The 16093-nt window shown below is 51.3% G+C and carries 12 protein-coding genes; all 12 read right to left on the bottom strand.

The window, feature by feature from the left end; translation table 11 throughout:
• Positions 1-54: 54 nt before the first annotated feature.
• The 12 genes from ABIE48_RS33660 to mreB all read right to left on the bottom strand — a co-directional run bounded on the left by ABIE48_RS33660 (position 55) and on the right by mreB (position 16026).
• Positions 55-3984, bottom strand: coding sequence for an S-layer homology domain-containing protein (locus tag ABIE48_RS33660; protein ID WP_192716691.1), 3930 nt, complete (start codon positions 3982-3984; stop codon positions 55-57).
• 225 nt (positions 3985-4209) lie between these two features.
• Entirely contained in the window at positions 4210-4731 is a 522-nt protein-coding gene (locus ABIE48_RS33655) for a stalk domain-containing protein (RefSeq protein WP_192716692.1), read from the bottom strand.
• A 235-nt stretch (positions 4732-4966) separates the two neighbouring features.
• The gene (locus ABIE48_RS33650; protein ID WP_145139566.1) at positions 4967-6088 is read right to left on the bottom strand and encodes a glycosyltransferase family 4 protein; all 1122 of its coding nucleotides are present in this window, start codon (positions 6086-6088) and stop codon (positions 4967-4969) included.
• A gap of 113 nt (positions 6089-6201) precedes the next feature.
• Positions 6202-6966 carry a WecB/TagA/CpsF family glycosyltransferase gene (locus ABIE48_RS33645; protein ID WP_354520504.1) on the bottom strand — a complete coding sequence of 255 codons (765 nt, stop codon included), beginning with the start codon at positions 6964-6966 and terminating at the stop codon, positions 6202-6204.
• Between the two features lie 19 nt (positions 6967-6985).
• Positions 6986-8116: a polysaccharide pyruvyl transferase CsaB gene (gene csaB, locus ABIE48_RS33640; RefSeq protein ID WP_192716693.1), complete on the bottom strand. Its 1131-nt coding sequence runs from the start codon at positions 8114-8116 to the stop codon at positions 6986-6988.
• Positions 8089-10107, bottom strand: a complete 2019-nt coding sequence (locus tag ABIE48_RS33635; RefSeq protein WP_192716694.1) for a DUF5693 family protein — start codon at positions 10105-10107, stop codon at positions 8089-8091. Before ABIE48_RS33635 ends, csaB begins: the two co-directional genes overlap by 28 nt.
• Before the next feature lie 86 nt (positions 10108-10193).
• Positions 10194-11915: a phospho-sugar mutase gene (locus ABIE48_RS33630; RefSeq protein WP_192716695.1), complete on the bottom strand. Its 1722-nt coding sequence runs from the start codon at positions 11913-11915 to the stop codon at positions 10194-10196.
• A gap of 37 nt (positions 11916-11952) precedes the next feature.
• The gene (gene fabZ / locus ABIE48_RS33625) at positions 11953-12390 is read right to left on the bottom strand and encodes a 3-hydroxyacyl-ACP dehydratase FabZ (RefSeq protein ID WP_145028073.1); all 438 of its coding nucleotides are present in this window, start codon (positions 12388-12390) and stop codon (positions 11953-11955) included.
• A gap of 286 nt (positions 12391-12676) precedes the next feature.
• The gene (locus ABIE48_RS33620) at positions 12677-12895 is read right to left on the bottom strand and encodes a DNA-directed RNA polymerase subunit beta (protein WP_076174647.1); all 219 of its coding nucleotides are present in this window, start codon (positions 12893-12895) and stop codon (positions 12677-12679) included.
• Positions 12896-12905: 10 nt separating this feature from the next.
• On the bottom strand, positions 12906-13730 hold the full coding sequence (locus tag ABIE48_RS33615; RefSeq protein WP_192716696.1) for a flagellar hook-basal body protein: 825 nt from the start codon (positions 13728-13730) through the stop codon (positions 12906-12908).
• Between the two features lie 30 nt (positions 13731-13760).
• Complete coding sequence (locus ABIE48_RS33610; protein WP_192716697.1) at positions 13761-14642, bottom strand: flagellar hook-basal body protein; 882 nt, start codon at positions 14640-14642, stop codon at positions 13761-13763.
• Positions 14643-15027: 385 nt separating this feature from the next.
• Complete coding sequence (mreB, locus tag ABIE48_RS33605; RefSeq protein ID WP_181909208.1) at positions 15028-16026, bottom strand: rod shape-determining protein; 999 nt, start codon at positions 16024-16026, stop codon at positions 15028-15030.
• Positions 16027-16093 lie beyond the last annotated feature (67 nt).

Below are 16093 nucleotides of genomic sequence, written 5' to 3'. Positions count from 1 at the left end.
AAATTGGAAAAAGATAGCCTCTCCCCATAAATAAAGGGAAGAGGCTTATCCATACTAGCTTAGATTTTTAGGGAAGATGCTGGTGCTCTTCTTGAGCAGCTCAACAGCAATCTTACCGGCTTCCGCACGCGTCATGCTGCTTTGCGGATTAAAATTATAAGAAGGTTTTTTCTGGCCCGTAATCGTAATCGGCTGGCCAGCCATGATTTTAGCGCTCACGACGGCTGAAATACCAGGACGCGCGTATATATCAATTTTCCCCGAATCTTGGAACTGCTTATCTAACGAAGCCTTAAGCTTAGCGTCATTCGCAGGCATTTTCAGTTTCAGTGCTCGTGCGACCATGACCGCTGCCTGTTCACGGGTAATCGGTTCTTCGACACCAAAGTATCCCTCACCAATGCCCGTGACAATGCCTGCTCTAGAGGCTGTCTCAATGTATTTGAAATCCCATGTATCGGTCTTAGCCCCAGGCACAATATCGAAATAGGTCTGTACATTATTATCATAATTCAACGGAATATCGAGACCCTTAACCAGCAATGTAGCAAACTCACCACGAGTCGTCAGGTCATCAGCACCGAAGGCATCGGCTTGAACATTGGACATAATGCCTTTGGCATAAAGAGCATTCAGAATGTCTCTTGCCCATGGATGCTTCGTAATATCGCTGAATCCGCGGCTTTGCTTCATGACGACATAATAGCCCGAGTCATCAAAAGGAACGGTAATGGTGTGAGCCTTGGTGTTCACGGCTCCTCCGACATTCTCCCATTCTGCTTTATCCGTAAATCGGAATACGGTCACGGTTGTGCCTGCCGCATCCACCACGTCCGGGTTAAACGCAATGGTCAACGTTCCCCGCTGGGAAGGTACAATTTTTCTCTCTGGCTCGAGGATCGACAAATCTCTGAAATTACCTTCAATAGAGTATGGCGCCAGGCCATTCGTTGATGGTTTATAACCCGGCGTATCTGGGGACCCAGATTCCCCTAATCCAGCGCTAATCCAATATACATTAGATACTCGTGTGAAGTTATACGTCTTGGCTGTAGAATTGAAGAACTCCAGCAAGTCGACCGGAAGCTTGATCGTTTCCTGCCCATTCGGCGTTCTTTGGTCTTTGTTCAAGCCGATCACGTCTCCGTAATCGTTCTTTCTTTCCAGGACCCCGTCTTTAGGATCTGCAATGCCGAACAAATACTTATTGTCAGGATAGAATTTTGCCACTTCCCCTATACCGACATTCGCCGATTTCAGCACGGTTCCTTTCGGGAAGGAAAGTTCCAGGGCTTTATTAAAGGCACTGTACTTGGTAGCCGGTTTTTCCGTCATGTATTGGGAGTCAACGGTCACGGCGCTGGTGTAATAGACATCCACCGTTTGGGTGAGCGTCTGCGTGCCTCTTACAATTGATATCTTGATCTTTGTGGATTTGTCCGGTTTCAGTCCTACAAAATCATAGAAGAAACGGTCGTTCATATCCGATCTCTTCGTGGCTACACCTTTATCGACCAGAACTTGAGTGGCTCCTTCTGCCTCGATATCGAAACGCACAAAGTTCTTATTGACCACGATCTGGTCTCCAACCGTTGCTTTCGGCGACAAAATACGGAACGGTGCCACGACGCGTGTAATTTCAAGGCGTTGACTGGTACGCGCCCCTGTACTATTAATCAGCTCCAGATTATAGACATGACTTCCTGGTGCATCAAACGGAATGTTTCGGATTCGCAGCAGGAACTTCCCATCAACTATGGCCAGATCATAGTCATAATCCTTGCCATTGTATCGGAACTTGTCTGTTTTAATCTCTGTGGTTCCCGTTGTCACTTTGGATAGGTCAATTTTTTGGTCCTGAGACGAGAAGAACTTTTGCGATCCAAGGTTTAGATTGATAATTTTCGTACCGCCACCTTGAATCACCAAGTCGTACTTCAACTGACTTGTTTCATAAATATTGTCCTTATATTCGAAGAGCGGCGAACGTTCCAAAATCTTATCCAGTTTTGGATTGCTTGTCGTCTGCGCCAAGTTCAATTGGCTAAATGGTTCACGGTTTGCATCATCAGCAATGGAAGGCTGGAATGTCGTAATATTTGAAACGTTCGTATCTACGATATAAATTCGCAGTTCTTTACGGACGACCCGTGTATTGCCCTTACCGTCCATCGAAGAACCTGTCAGAACGATCCGGTTCTCTCCATAATAAAGAGGACCTGACACATCAACCTTAAGATTTAAATCAAAGTTTTTGGTTGTATTGTTGATTTCAAAAGACTTATCGAGCTTCAAGTCATCTCCTGTAAGGCCATTGACGAACAGTTCTGCATTCGAGATGTTTTCAAAATCACGGTATTCACCTTTTAGACGAATGGTTGCTTCTCCCTTACTGGAGTCAATTTCAAATGTCTGACCGTCGTAGAGATTTTCTACATAAATATAGTTCTTCGTAGCATAGGTGATATTGACCGTATAATAAGCGCTGGAGTCATTGAAATGGAATCTCACCTGCTGCTTACCGTTGGAGAATCCTGTTACTTTGTATACAGCTTCGTTATCCTTTAGATCGGACGGCTTCGTTTTAGCTTTAGCAACTGTCACGCTGCCGGTAGGAAGGTACTCTGCTTTCAACACAGGTTCCGGCGTGATGTCGTCTAAATCCTGGTCTGCTTGTACAAGCACGTAGAAGGAATCAGACTCAAGTTCCGTTCCATCCAGCGGCAGTACACTCGTTGCGGCCAGCGTATTGCCTTCCTGATAGCCCTTCAAGTACTTCATATTCAAAATGCCAATTTCACCCGGCAAATATTTGAAAATCAAGTCCGTAGCAGCATCGATCTTGTTGTCATAGGAAACGCCAAGCTTGATTTTTTGCGCTTGGACACCGGCAGTGAACGCCAGGGAGTTTACTTTAAACGTAACAAGACGATAAGCTGGAGTAACTCCGTCTGGTGCCGGAATAGCTACTTCTTCTAAAACGGAGTAATCAGTTATTTTTTGGTTTTCGATGAGGACCGTACCGGCATCTTTAAAGGATTTACCTGTGTCATCAAGAAGAACTCTTGCGGTTAGAGTACCCGCAGGAGACCCGTTTTGGCCGTTATCAGTAACGGTTGGCGTGTTATTCAGCAGGTTGTAGTCCTTACCGTTATAGTTCATGTCCAAAGTAACAAACGGACTTTTCTTGTCGTAGTAATAAACCTCACGTGTAACGGAGACTGAGTCCGAGCCATTCTTGATCGCAATCGTCAGCGTGTTAAGACCCGTTTTCAGTTTCAACGCCGGGGAAAAGAACTTACCCGTTTGCGTTAAAGTTGATACCAGCGGCGTATCACTATTTACGGCTACGGTAACATCCGTTGCATTCTTGACATCCCCTTGAAGGGTTACGGACTGCTTGTCCGAGACAACCTGTGTCCCTTCATTAAGATAAATTTCCCCGAGGCTGGATCCTAGCAGCTTCAGGTTTTGGACATAAGGTACTTGGTCAAACAAAACGTAGAACACGTCAGACCGTGTAATTCCGTTTTGCGAACCCGACAAGGTAATCTTGTTAAATCCAGGGAACAGAGATAAGTTCGTCGCCTTAAATTTTTGAGCTGAAGACGAAGAGTCCTTTGTAATATTGCCGTCTTTAAAATGGGACGAATCCGTTACCCATTCAATTCCGCCACCCTGCAAAGTTTTGGAGCTTAACTGCTCCACTTTTGCTTTGAGTGAATCCTCGGTAACATATGCGTATGTACCGGTTATGGTAAGGGTGGGACTGCTGGACACATACACATTACCCCTGCTAATTTGGTCTTCGGAGACTTCAGTCGTTAATAACGATGTTTTCCGCAGATCCAAGTCATCCGGTATAAAATAGGTGGCCGGCTGCGAATCCGCTGCATGCACAGGCTGAGTTAACCCTACAGGAAACAATGAAACGATCAATGCCATAAGCATGATCCAGACATACGTCTTCTTAATGCGGTGCATAAATGTTTGATCTCTCCTTTTCTCCTAACTTCTGTGAGATTTCCGGTAATCATGACTGGAAATTCCAATTGGTTCTCTTACTCTTTGTATCGGATACTTTCTACCTAATTTTTAGGGAATAACAAAAAAAGTCCCCCCTTAGATTCAATCGGGATGGGGAACTATCTCTGACACAATAAATAAACCCTGCACTGGTCAGGGTTTATTATCCATATGATATTTATATTATTTTGCGCGATATCCAGCATCTTTAAGATCTTGTTTACTTAAGTAAACTGCCCCTAAAACTTTCTTTATTTTTATTTTTTTACTATTAATATCGTATATTGTGCTATTTTCTCCATCTTCTAAAGTTGATGTATTTATCTTAATGAGTTGTACTGATTTACCATTAGTAACTTCATAAGTATCTTGACCATTAAGGTGTACATTCAAATCACTATTTGCAATTTGAAAATCATTTAGTGTAACCCATCCATCACTATAAGAATTCTTCGAGTTAAATGATATTGATTTGGACTTGTTATCATAGTTCACTGAATAATCAAACAGATCAGCGGTATCCCGAATAGGGACGTAAGTAGTACCTTTATACAACAATTGAGTTGATGTTCCCGTTCTTGGTGTTCCATCGATAACAATACGGAATTTCTGTAATGTCGCCTGCACCGTATTCGTAGCAGCAAGCGCAACCGTAGACGAACCAAGCAGCATTCCAACCGTAAGACCAATAATCAATTTTTTCATATGTACCCTTCTCCCCTTTTAAATTACTTACACTCATGTTTATTACCCAGCTAGTTAGCATTTGACTAAACAAACTTTATTTATTTTTTAAATTATTGTCGATAGGCTGTTCATCCTGATTTTGGATAGGCAGGAAGCCTTACGACTGCTCCATAAGTAATAAAAAACGCCGCACCCCAGGTGCGACGTTCCACTTACAAAATATATATAATTGCACAACGCTCATTATCTTTCCCTAATTATGACGATTCTCACTAACCTTCATCCGCAGCCTTGCGATCAGATTCAGGATCGGCCGCTTCGTCTTGCCAACGAGGCCGATGATCTCTGCGCCGATTTGCAGGAAGAACATCATGACGCAGATCACGACGAACGTGACCCAGTTCGCTTCATACATCGCCGCCGAGGACTGGATGACCGCCAGGACGCCGAAGAATGCGGCGATACCGTACACGATCAGCACTGACTGGCGGTGGCTGAAGCCGATTTCGCGAAGGCAGTGATGCAGGTGGCCCTTGTCCGGTGCGAAAATCGGTTTCTTCTGCATCCAGCGGCGGATGATCGCAAAGAACGTATCCGACAGCGGCACGCCGATGATGATCAGCGGAGTGATAAACGAGATGATCGCGATCTGCTTGAATCCAAGCAGGGAGAGCATCGCCAGACAGAAGCCCAGGAACAGCGATCCCGTATCACCCATGAAAATCTTGGCCGGGTGGAAATTGAAGTACAGAAATCCGACGATGGCGCCGAGAAGCAAGAGACACAGCATAGCGACCATCATGTTGCCCATCAGCAGGGACATCACGAGGATGGTGCCGATCGCGATGCCGGATACGCCGGCTGCCAGGCCGTCGAGACCGTCGATAAGGTTAATGGCGTTTGTCACACCGATAATCCAAATGATGGTCAGCGGAATGGAAATCCAGTTTTCCAGCGAAGAATAGTTATCAGCAAAAGGAATATTTACAAAGTCCACTTTGATATCGAATCCGAACACGACCACGCACGCAGCAATGATCTGGCCGAGCAGCTTCACCTTGGCCGACAGTTCGAAGCGGTCGTCGAGCGCGCCGATCAGCACGATCAGCGTTCCGCCCAGCAGGAATGCCTTAATAAAGTTGGAATCCCGCATCGAGAAATGATCGGCGACAAACGGAAGCACTGCGAACATGGCTAGTATAAAAGCAAGATATATGGCTAAACCGCCAAGCCGGGGCATAATTCGCGTATGCACTTTTCGGGCATTCGGTACGTCCACGGCTCCGATCTTCACCGCCAGCTTCTTGACGAGCGGCGTCAGGACCAGTGCCAGGATGAGCGACACGATACATCCGATGATGGCTAGCATTAACATGTGATTGTTCAACCCCCAATTGTTCTACCGGATTGAATTATACTCTGATCGAAAAATAAAACCAATCCCGTTTTTTCGCAAAATATCGGGTTATTCAAGACGATTTCATCTTTTTATCTGGGTTTTGTCAGGTTTTCTTTATCCCGCAGTACTTTCACTACGAATTTCGGCAGCGCAAGCATTCTTTTGGCTCGCGTCGGCTCTCTCAGCAGGCGGTATAACCACTCCGCCCGCAGCTGCTGGAACAGCTTGGGAGCCCGTTTGGACTTGCCGGAAATGACGTCGAAGCTTCCGCCGACGCCCATCATGACCGGTACGCCGAGCTGCTCCTTGTAACGCGCAATCCAAGGCTCCTGCGTATCTACGGCGCGTGCCACGAACAGAATGTCCGGCTCCGCTTCGCGGATTGCCGCAATCACATCGGCGTCCTGCTCTTGGGAAAAGTAGCCATCACGAAATCCCGAGATTTGAATCCCCGGATACTGCAAATGTAACCGCTCCGCCGTCGCCTGAATCACTTCGGACGTCGAGCCGAGCAAATACACTTTCCAGTGATAGTCTTCTCCGACCTTCATCAATTCATGTAGGAGGTCAAAACCTGCAACGCGTTCCTTCACGGGCGATCCGGCCTTATCCGCCGCCCATACCACTCCCGTCCCGTCCGGGACGAGCAGATCGGCTCCCCTCATGACCTCCATATAAGCAGGGTCCTGAAGGGCCGTCATCACCATAATGGGATTGGCGGTAATGATCTGATGCGGCCGGCGCTCACCCGACTGGATGAGTCCGGTTAAATATTGAACGGTATCGGTCATGCCCCATCGGCTCACCGGTATGCCGAAAATCGGCACCGTGGGCACTTGGCTTGGTTGGTTCACGCTATAATCACCTTATCCTTTATTGCTGCTGCAAAAAATCAATAATATGCTGCGCCGGAGCCTGCGCTTCTTCCTTCAGCACCGCGATACGCTCGCGGTTCGCCTCCTGCCAGAGGCTGTTCTCGCTGAGCAGGCGGGACACCTCGCTCTTCAGCGCCTCAGGCGCCAGCGAAGCGCTTGTCCCTACAGGCTCCAGATCCAGCCGCTTCAAAAAGTTATCGATCTTCGGATCATAGGACACGCCGATCATCGGCACCAGCTGATTCGCGGCATAGATGAGGCTGTGCAGCCTCATGCCGATAACGACGTCACAGCGGCCAACTTCGGCCAGCATCTGCTGCGGATGTACCGCATCGTGGCACACCGACACGACGCTGCCGTTCGCGGATACATCGCCCATCCGGTCGATGATTTCCTGCGATGCTTTCACATCGTCCGGCAGATGGAAAGGCAGGAAGCGCAGATGCACCGCCTGCTCCTGGCACAGCTTGCTCAGCCCGTCGGCCATCGCCTGCAGCTCCCGGCGCTCCGGATCCCAATAGCGGACCGAGATGCCGATTACCGGCAGCGGACGTTCGGCGTCCTGCTGCAGCGATTCCGGCTTCTTGCCACCGGTCGTCAGGCCCATCACCGGGTCAGGCACGACCTGAACCCGGTTCCAACCCAGCCCCATGCGCTCCAGCAGGCGTGCCGACTCTTGATCCCGAACCGATATATATTCACATTTGTTAAATACGCTTTTGATGAACGGGTGAAACAACTTCCGGTTGACGGGCCCAATCCCTTGAGAGTAGATAAAGACCGGCTTTTTCAACCACTGGGCCAGCTTGATCACCCCGAGATAATAAGGGATCGTCTTGGAGCTGGTGGCATCCTGCAGCAGGCTGCCGCCGCCGCTGATCAGGCCCGAGCTTTCCTTCAGCGCCTGTCTCACTTCGCCCAGCTTCATCCGGTGCACCGCGTCCACACCATAGGTGGCCTTGGTCCACTCGGGATCGATGGAGAGGACCACCGGCCGAATCGGAACGCCGGCTGCCTTCCCCCGCTCCTCCAGAGCGGTTAAGATCGATTGGAGCACCGCCTCATCCCCGCTGTTCCGGAACCCGTAGTATCCGGAGATGACTACGGTCTTCTGAGACGTGGTACCCATCGTTTCCAACACCCTTCCAGTACTTGCCATACGCCAATAGCGATCAGGCCAAAGATAAATCCGAGACCCAGGCCGAGCAGGTCACGAACGAACGAAATTTTCATCGGCGAGTGGATATGCGCGAACGTATCCACCATCGACAGCTGGCCGATGACAGTAAAGATCATCAAGTAAACGACGTTACGGTATCTAAGCGATAAGAAGATGCCCAGCAGGAACAGTGGATGCGCGACGAGCTCCTTGCTCCGCGGACGAACGTGGAACGTATTCTCCAAGAACGTGCGGAATGTCATCTCGATCGAGCTGACGCTTCCCCCGTTACCGGTGCGGCTCAGATAATATAAGCCTAACACACCTAGGACAGCCGCTGCCACTACCCAGACCAATGTAATCGGGGTACGGAATAATTTACCGATTTGCTGCAGCGGTTTGCCGCCGCGGTACAGAACGACGTAGATCGCAATGAGACCGATTGGCGCAGCATGCAGCAGGCTGACGCCGCGGAACTGATTCAGCACCAGGCTGTACGTAATGTTGTTCAGCAGCGCAATGACAAAAGGAATCGCACTCATCGAAATAATCGCCGTCTTGATATAAGTCACAACCGCATGCGCCAACCGGCGTCCAGACGTAAGCCCGGCGTTGGCTGCGTTCATTTCGTTCAGCTTTCTGACCGCCAGCAGCACGGCAATCGTCGGTGCGCTGATGGCCACGAGCAGAGCCAGCGCCTGCTCAAACAGCGTCGGCTTGAGGACATACAGTCCTGCGCTGCCGATTAACCCAAGCACGAACGCGATCAGGGTCAGTGCCGGGATAAAGTAAGAAACGAGGAGCGCAACGAAGGCAACCCCGCCGAGCACGACAACCATTTTGAAATAACGCTGTCCGGCCGAATCATAAATATGGAATGCTCCCGCTTGTCCCATCTTGAAGCCGTTGTTTTCCATCTGCTTGATGGCATTTCCCGGCTCCTGCAGAGTTTTCACGATGTTATCCACGGAATCTGTAATCGTGGCCTTGGTCGTGTTGCGGGATGGAGCGACGTTGATATACAGCATCCGGATGTTCCGGTCCTTCGTCGCCAGCGCAAACCGGTCGGCGATCGTCTCCGGACTCAGCGCCGCAGCATCACGGTCGCTCAGAGAGTAGATACGGGCTACGTTGTAATCCGTATCGTAGGCCAGCTTGGACAGCCCCTTCTGCGGCTGCTTCAGGTTCTCGATGGCCGCAATGCCGATCCCGTATTGGTTCAGCAGGTTGGCAAAGCCCTGCAGGCTGTTCATATCCTCATTGTCATTGAAGCCTTTAACGGAATCGCCCTCAAACAATACGCGTTTGACGCCGTTCGCTTGATAATAGGCCAGCAGCTTGTCCATCGCTTCCTGATTGTAAGGAAGGCTGTCGGACATCCGCGGAACGATGTTGAATCCTTTGCTGCGCAGCATTTCGAATGCAATCGGATCTGGCTGCATTGGCTTGAGCACGGCATCCTCCGGGGAAGTTTCCAGAATCAGGCCTTTCTGCCCGTTGAATTCCCATGGCTTGACGCCGATGCCGATCCCCGTAAAGGTATCTTCGATCAGGGGAGACAAGCGGCCCGCATTCTCTTCGTTCGTAAACAGAATATAGGTATAGTTATCGTTGGTCGGGATGACGCTCTTCGTCATCGAGGCGACGTCCCCCGCATTAAACATCATGATGCGGCGGGATTTTTTAAAATCGTCCAGCGTACTCTCGAACATCGCCATGCTCGTCACGCCCGCCGCCTTCAGCTGATCCAGCTGCTGCTGAAGGTATTCCTCCGGATGGGCTTGATACGAAGCCGTCTCCACCAGTCCGCGATAGTTATACACCAACTCTACGTTATTGGAAGATGACTCCGTCCGGTAGCGGTCATAAATCACCGGAATCGCGGCGATTATGCCCAGCACGACGAGAATCCACAGCCATTTGCGGGATGCCGTGTTCCAACGCTGCCATTTCTGATGCACCAAAAGTACCTCCTCATAATAACTCCGGGAATCCGCAGTGTTCTTCTTCGAACACGCGGCCTCCCGGAATATCCATTTCTTAAATGTTAGGCGTCTACCCTTGCCATCACTTCATCCGACAATTTCTGAATACGCACATTCGCATCATCCAGAGAATCGCCTCTCACGGCAAAGTATACCTTGATCTTCGGCTCTGTCCCCGATGGGCGCAGGCAGAACCAGGAACCGTCTTCCAGCATATATTTCAGCACGTTTTCCTTCGGCAGGCCGTCCAAGCCTTTCGAATAATCCAGCACCTGCGTAACGGTCTTTCCTGCCACCGTCTGCGGCGGGTTGCTGCGCCAATCGGACATTTTCGCCTGGATTTGGGCCAGGCCGTCCTTGCCTTTCAACGTGCGGGACTCCAGTTTCTCCTGGAAGTAGCCGAACTGCTCATACAGCTCCTGCAGCACTTCGTACAGCGTCTTGCCTTGAGCCTTGTAGTAGGCACCCGCTTCACAGATGAGCAGCGAGGCCAATACGGCGTCCTTATCGCGGGCATAGTTGCCAGCGAGGTATCCGTAGCTCTCCTCGTATCCGAACAGATACGTATGGGAGCCGGTCTTCTCGAATTGGGTCATTTTCTCCCCGATGTATTTAAAACCGGTCAGCGTGTTGAACACTTCCGCCCCAAAATGCTCGGCGATCGTCGCTCCCATCTCGCTGGTCACGATCGTTTTGATGACCGCCCCGTTGCTTGGCAGCTTGCCTGCTTCTTTTAACTGGCTGAGCAAATAATAAATCATAAGTGCCCCGGACTGGTTACCGGACAATACGACGAACTCTCCTGCCTGGTTCTTCACTACCGCACCCATACGGTCGGCATCCGGGTCGGTTCCGATCAGCAAATCAGCACCGATCTCCTGTCCTACCTTCATGGCCAGCGTGAACGCTTCGCGTTCTTCCGGGTTCGGAGACTTCACAGTGGAAAACTCGGCGTCTGGCTGCTCCTGCTCCGCTACGATATGCACGTTCGTAAAACCGACTTCCTCCAGCACGCGGCGGACCGGAATATTTCCCGTTCCATGGAGCGGCGTGTAGACGATTTTAAAATCTTTGCCAAGCGCCGAAGCAATCGCCTCCCGGTTAACGCTGACATCAGCTACGGTGCGGATAAACGCATCGTCATCCTCTTGGCCGAGCCACACGAGCAGCCCCTTCGCTTCCGCTTCCTGCTGATCCAGCCGCTTCACCGCAGCAAAGGAATCGACCTGCTGGATGTAGGAGATGACCTTCTCCGCTTCGTCTGGCACGAGCTGTCCACCCTCGGCGTTGTACACCTTGTACCCGTTATACTCCGGCGGGTTATGGCTCGCCGTAATGACGATGCCGCCGGTCGCTCCCAAATGGCGCACGCTGAACGAGAGCTGCGGTGTCGGGCGCAGGGACGGGAACAGCTTGGCTGTGATACCGTTGCCTGCAAGCACCAGAGCGGCCTCCAGCGCAAACTCCGGCGAGAAGTGGCGGGAATCATGGGCGATCACAACCGAAGGCGTGCCTTCGGCCGAACCGTGCTGCTCCAGTATGTAGCGTGCAAATCCTTGTGTCGCCTTGCCGACGGTATACCGGTTGATGCGGTTGCTTCCTGCACCGATCACGCCGCGGAGGCCGCCTGTGCCAAACTCCAAATCTTTGTAAAAACGGTCTTCCAGCTCCAGCGGCTGATCGGACAGCCCTTCGAGCTCCCGTTTGGTTTCTTCATCTATAGAAGGATCTTGAAGCCATTGCTTGACATTCTCACTTGCTTGATTGCTGAGCTCTTGTGTCATTACTGCTTCTCCTTTCCATAATAAGAATGATGGGTACTTAAGATTGTGCGGGGTCGGACAGGGCAAACATGATGTCGCCTTCAGCGACCACTTTATCGTCGACCTTGGCTACGGCGTGTCCCTTCCCGATACTTCCCTTCAGGCGGGTAATTTCCACCTCGAGGCGGAGCGTATCGCCGGGTACCACTTGTCCACGGAAGCGGAAGTTATCGAGACCGGCCAGAAAACCGATTTTACCCTGGTTGCTCTCTTCCTTCAAAATAGCGGCCGCCCCTACCTGCGCCAGCGCTTCAGTGATCAGCACGCCTGGCATAACCGGATATTCCGGAAAGTGGCCGATGAAGAAAGGCTCATTAATCGTAACGTTCTTGATCCCGACCGCGCGCTTGCCGACTTCCATCTCGATAATGCGGTCCACCAGCAAAAACGGAGGCCGGTGCGGGATGATCTCCTGAATTTCTTTCACGTTAAGCACGTCTCTCAATCTCCTTTCAAAATAGGCGAATCACCGTAACTTTCAAGGGTTATACTGCATAAAATCCATAGTTTTCGGAAAAAACTAAACTATCCTTCACCCTCTGCAGAAGTGAAGGTTCAGATAAGGGGCCTTTCTCCGGTATGCCGATCCTGATGAACGGCATGGGGGAGGCCCTTTTGTATGGGCTTCGGAAGTCCCCCATCATTATACATTTTCCGAGCAAAAAAAGAAAACTCCCGAATGGAAGGAGTTTTCTGTCAAAAGTCAGCGGTTAGACGCCCTGTCAGGGCGCAAATACCAAATCGATCACATGCTGCCAAGTCTTCCATTGAAACACGTCGGACAGGCTCTGTTTGCCGATAAAGACATAACCGAAGGTCATCCCGCCAACCAGAGCGAGCAGCAAAAACAGCGGAATCATCCAGCGGATGACGATTCTCCATCTTGCCGTCTTCCGCACGGCCGGTTTCGCTTTGCCAGCTGCTTGGGTTTTCTCACTCATTGCAGAACTCCTATCCACGGATATTGTTCGCCAGATTCATCATCGTGTCGCTGGATGTCAGTGCCCGGGCGGATAGCTGATAAGCGCGCTGCGCCTGCATCATATCCGTTATTTCTTGTGCATAATCGACATTCGACTGTTCCAGATATCCCGAACGGATGGTTGTCCCGGAGGCGGTCGCGGTATAAGGGGCGTTGCCGAACACCTGAGCTTTCGTCAGGTTGCCGGGAATGACAAACAGGTTGCCGTCCATCTGCACCAGCGCATCCGGGCGGACCGGAGACGCCAACTGAATGGTAGCCACGGCGTTTGTCCCAGCCGCATTCGAAACAATAACCTGTCCGTCCTGATCGACGGCCACCTTGGCATTGTTCGCAACGGAGATCTGTCTGCCTTTCGTGTCCAGAACGAAGTACCCCTGATTGTTCACCAGCACCATGTTATCCGGCTTGGCAGGGTCGGGATCGGGTACAAAATGGAAGGCGCCTTCCCGGGTATAAGCCGTGCGGCCGTTCGCTTCAACCGCAAACAGACCCGTGCCTTCAATGGCGAGATCCAGCGGATTCCCCGTCTGATTCAGCGGTCCCTGCTGCATATCCCGGGTGATTTCCGTCATCCGCATGCCAAAACCGTTTGTGTATCCAAGCGGGGAAACCCGTCCGTTCTGCTTGAAGCCGTCCGGCTGCTGCGTGACCGTTGTAAGCACGTCCTCGAAGGAGCTATCCTTCCGCTTGTATCCGTCCGTATCGATGTTGGCGATGTTATCCGCGATGACGTCCAGCTTCCGCTGCAGCGCATTCATGGATACCATCGCGCTGATCATGGAGTTATTCATTTACGTCCACCCTCCCTAGTCCGTAGCATCCTATACCTTGCCGACCTCGTTGACAGCCTTGTCCAAACTTTTATCATAAAATTGCACGACCTTCTGATTGGCCTCGTAGGCCCGAAGCGCCGTGTTCATGTCTACGACCGCCGCGGAGGAATCCACGTTGGACTGCTCCAAATAATGCTGCCGCACTTCTACGCGGTCGGCGTTACCCAACGCGCGGACACCGGCAGCTACGGTATCATCCACCTTGAACAATCCGTCACCCGTACGCACCATCTGGCCGGGCTGCCCCACGACGGCAATGCCAAGCCGTGTTCCGGGCGCACCCGTTGCGGGATTCAAAATAAACCCCTGCTCGTTCACTTTAAGGCTGTCCACCGAGCCTGTCAACCGAATGGGCCGATTATTGGCATCCAATACCTGGTACCCGGCCGAAGTCAGCAGCAAACCGTCCGGAGTCACCTTGAAGCTGCCGTCTTTCGTATACCCGATTTCCCCATCCGCGTTGCGGACGGTAAAGTACGCCTCCGGCTTGTAGGTCACATTGCCGTCCGCATCGACATACTTACCGGACTGGTCGAACGGAATGTTCTGGCCCGTTGCCGGATCGGTGACTTCAATATCGGACACCAGCGCAAAATCGGTCGGCTTCTCGCTCTCCGTGATGACGCCCTGCTGATACATGGACAAGCTCTCTTCGGCAAAAACGCCCGTGTTCAGCTTGCCGAGCTGCGGGCTGGGGTTCTCCGCTCCCCCACCGATCATCGAAATCAGAACCTCTGGGAACGAACGGGCCACGCTGTTGACCTGTTTGTACCCTGGGGTGTTGATGTTGGCAATATTTTGGACGTCGGTATCGTGGCGGCTCTGCTGCGTCATCATGCCGGCAGCGGCGGTGTAAAGTCCTCTCAGCATTGAGATGGGGTCCCTCCCTGTTTCATGTGCTTGTTCGTTGGTTAATAAAAATTTTATCTTCATTAATATAAGTTAAACCATTGAAATGGATGATGGGGCAAGTGCGTAAAATGTTCCTACGATCGCTCTTGTTTTCGGATTTCTTGATGGTATAGAGCCCACTTAAGGTAGAAATCCGAAAGCCAAATACGATCGCTTCGCTTCTTCGGAATCCTTTTACTCCCTTGCCTGCATCCTATTCTTTAGTTCAACTTATATATAGAATACATCGCTGATCTATATGAACGGGCTCCTCAGAGCCCGCGATCCATAGTACATATATCGGACATAGGCCCGGGTTTTTTAGGGTTTTGCCGCAGCCGGCTCAGGGGCCGGCCATACATCATTAGAATGCTTTCTTGGACACCTTGTCCAAGTGATCGAGCATGAGTCCCGTGCCTTTCACGACACAGTGCATCGGGTCTTCCGCGATCAGCACCGGCACGTGCAGCTCTTCAGCGAGCAGCTCGTCCAATCCGTCAAGCAAAGCGCCACCGCCGGTCAGAATTACGCCGCGGTCGATAATGTCGGCGGACAGCTCGGGAGGCGTCCGTTCCAGCACCGACTTGGCAGCGGCCACGATCATCGAGACCGGCTCCCACAGCGCTTCCTGAACTTCGTTCGAAGAGACCGTCACGGTAAGCGGCAGTCCGCTGACCATATCGCGTCCGCGGATATCGATCTCATCCTGGCGTCCGCCCGGACGGACGGTGCCTACTTTGATCTTGATATCCTCGGAGGTGCGTTCACCGATCAGAAGCTTGTACTTATTTTTAATATATTTCACGATCGCTTCGTCGAACTTGTCCCCTGCCATTTTAATAGAAGAGGCGGTAACGACGTCGCCCATGGACAGGACGGCTACATCCGTCGTTCCGCCGCCGATATCGACGACCATATTGCCGCTTGGCTGATAAATATCCATACCCGCGCCAATGGCTGCGGCTTTCGGTTCTTCTTCCAGGAATACATCCTTAGCTCCGCTTCGCTCGGCGGCTTCCCGGATGGCCTTCTGTTCAACAGAGGTAATATTCGTAGGCGCGCAGATCAGAATCCGCGGCCGGCTGCTCCAGCTGCGTCCTCCCACACTGCTGATGAAGTACTTCAGCATCGCTTCCGTAATTGCAAAATCCGCAATGACCCCGTCGCGCAGCGGACGAATCGCCACGATATTCCCAGGCGTGCGGCCAACCATTCTCCGGGCTTCTTCCCCGACGGCAAGGACTTTTTTGGTGTCGCTTTCGATCGTCACGACGGAAGGCTCGTTAAGTACAACCCCCCTCCCTTTGACATGAATCAGCACGTTGGCTGTGCCAAGATCAATTCCAATATCCTTGCTAAACATCATGAAAAGAGCCCCCAAAGTATTATTTTATGGTAAAAGAGTCCCTGTTACCGCTTATAAGAAGTCC

It is taken from the genome of Paenibacillus sp. OAE614 (assembly GCF_040546645.1).
Lineage (GTDB): Bacteria > Bacillota > Bacilli > Paenibacillales > Paenibacillaceae > Paenibacillus_AQ > Paenibacillus_AQ favisporus.
The sequence above is the reverse complement of the archived record's forward strand: the minus strand, read 5'-3'. Positions and strand labels throughout refer to the sequence as shown.

Bases quoted from the DNA above. Each gene is read 5' to 3' on its own strand.
- ABIE48_RS33620 (WP_076174647.1), bottom strand. From the start codon at position 12,895: ATGAGTGAGAAAACCCAAGCAGCTGGCAAAGCGAAACCGGCCGTGCGG.
- ABIE48_RS33615 (WP_192716696.1), bottom strand. From the start codon at position 13,730: ATGAATAACTCCATGATCAGCGCGATGGTATCCATGAATGCGCTGCAG.
- ABIE48_RS33630 (WP_192716695.1), bottom strand. From the start codon at position 11,915: ATGACACAAGAGCTCAGCAATCAAGCAAGTGAGAATGTCAAGCAATGG.
- mreB (WP_181909208.1), bottom strand. From the start codon at position 16,026: ATGTTTAGCAAGGATATTGGAATTGATCTTGGCACAGCCAACGTGCTG.
- ABIE48_RS33660 (WP_192716691.1), bottom strand. From the start codon at position 3,984: ATGCACCGCATTAAGAAGACGTATGTCTGGATCATGCTTATGGCATTG.
- ABIE48_RS33650 (WP_145139566.1), bottom strand. From the start codon at position 6,088: ATGTTAATGCTAGCCATCATCGGATGTATCGTGTCGCTCATCCTGGCA.
- csaB (WP_192716693.1), bottom strand. From the start codon at position 8,116: ATGGGTACCACGTCTCAGAAGACCGTAGTCATCTCCGGATACTACGGG.
- ABIE48_RS33655 (WP_192716692.1), bottom strand. From the start codon at position 4,731: ATGAAAAAATTGATTATTGGTCTTACGGTTGGAATGCTGCTTGGTTCG.
- ABIE48_RS33610 (WP_192716697.1), bottom strand. From the start codon at position 14,642: ATGCTGAGAGGACTTTACACCGCCGCTGCCGGCATGATGACGCAGCAG.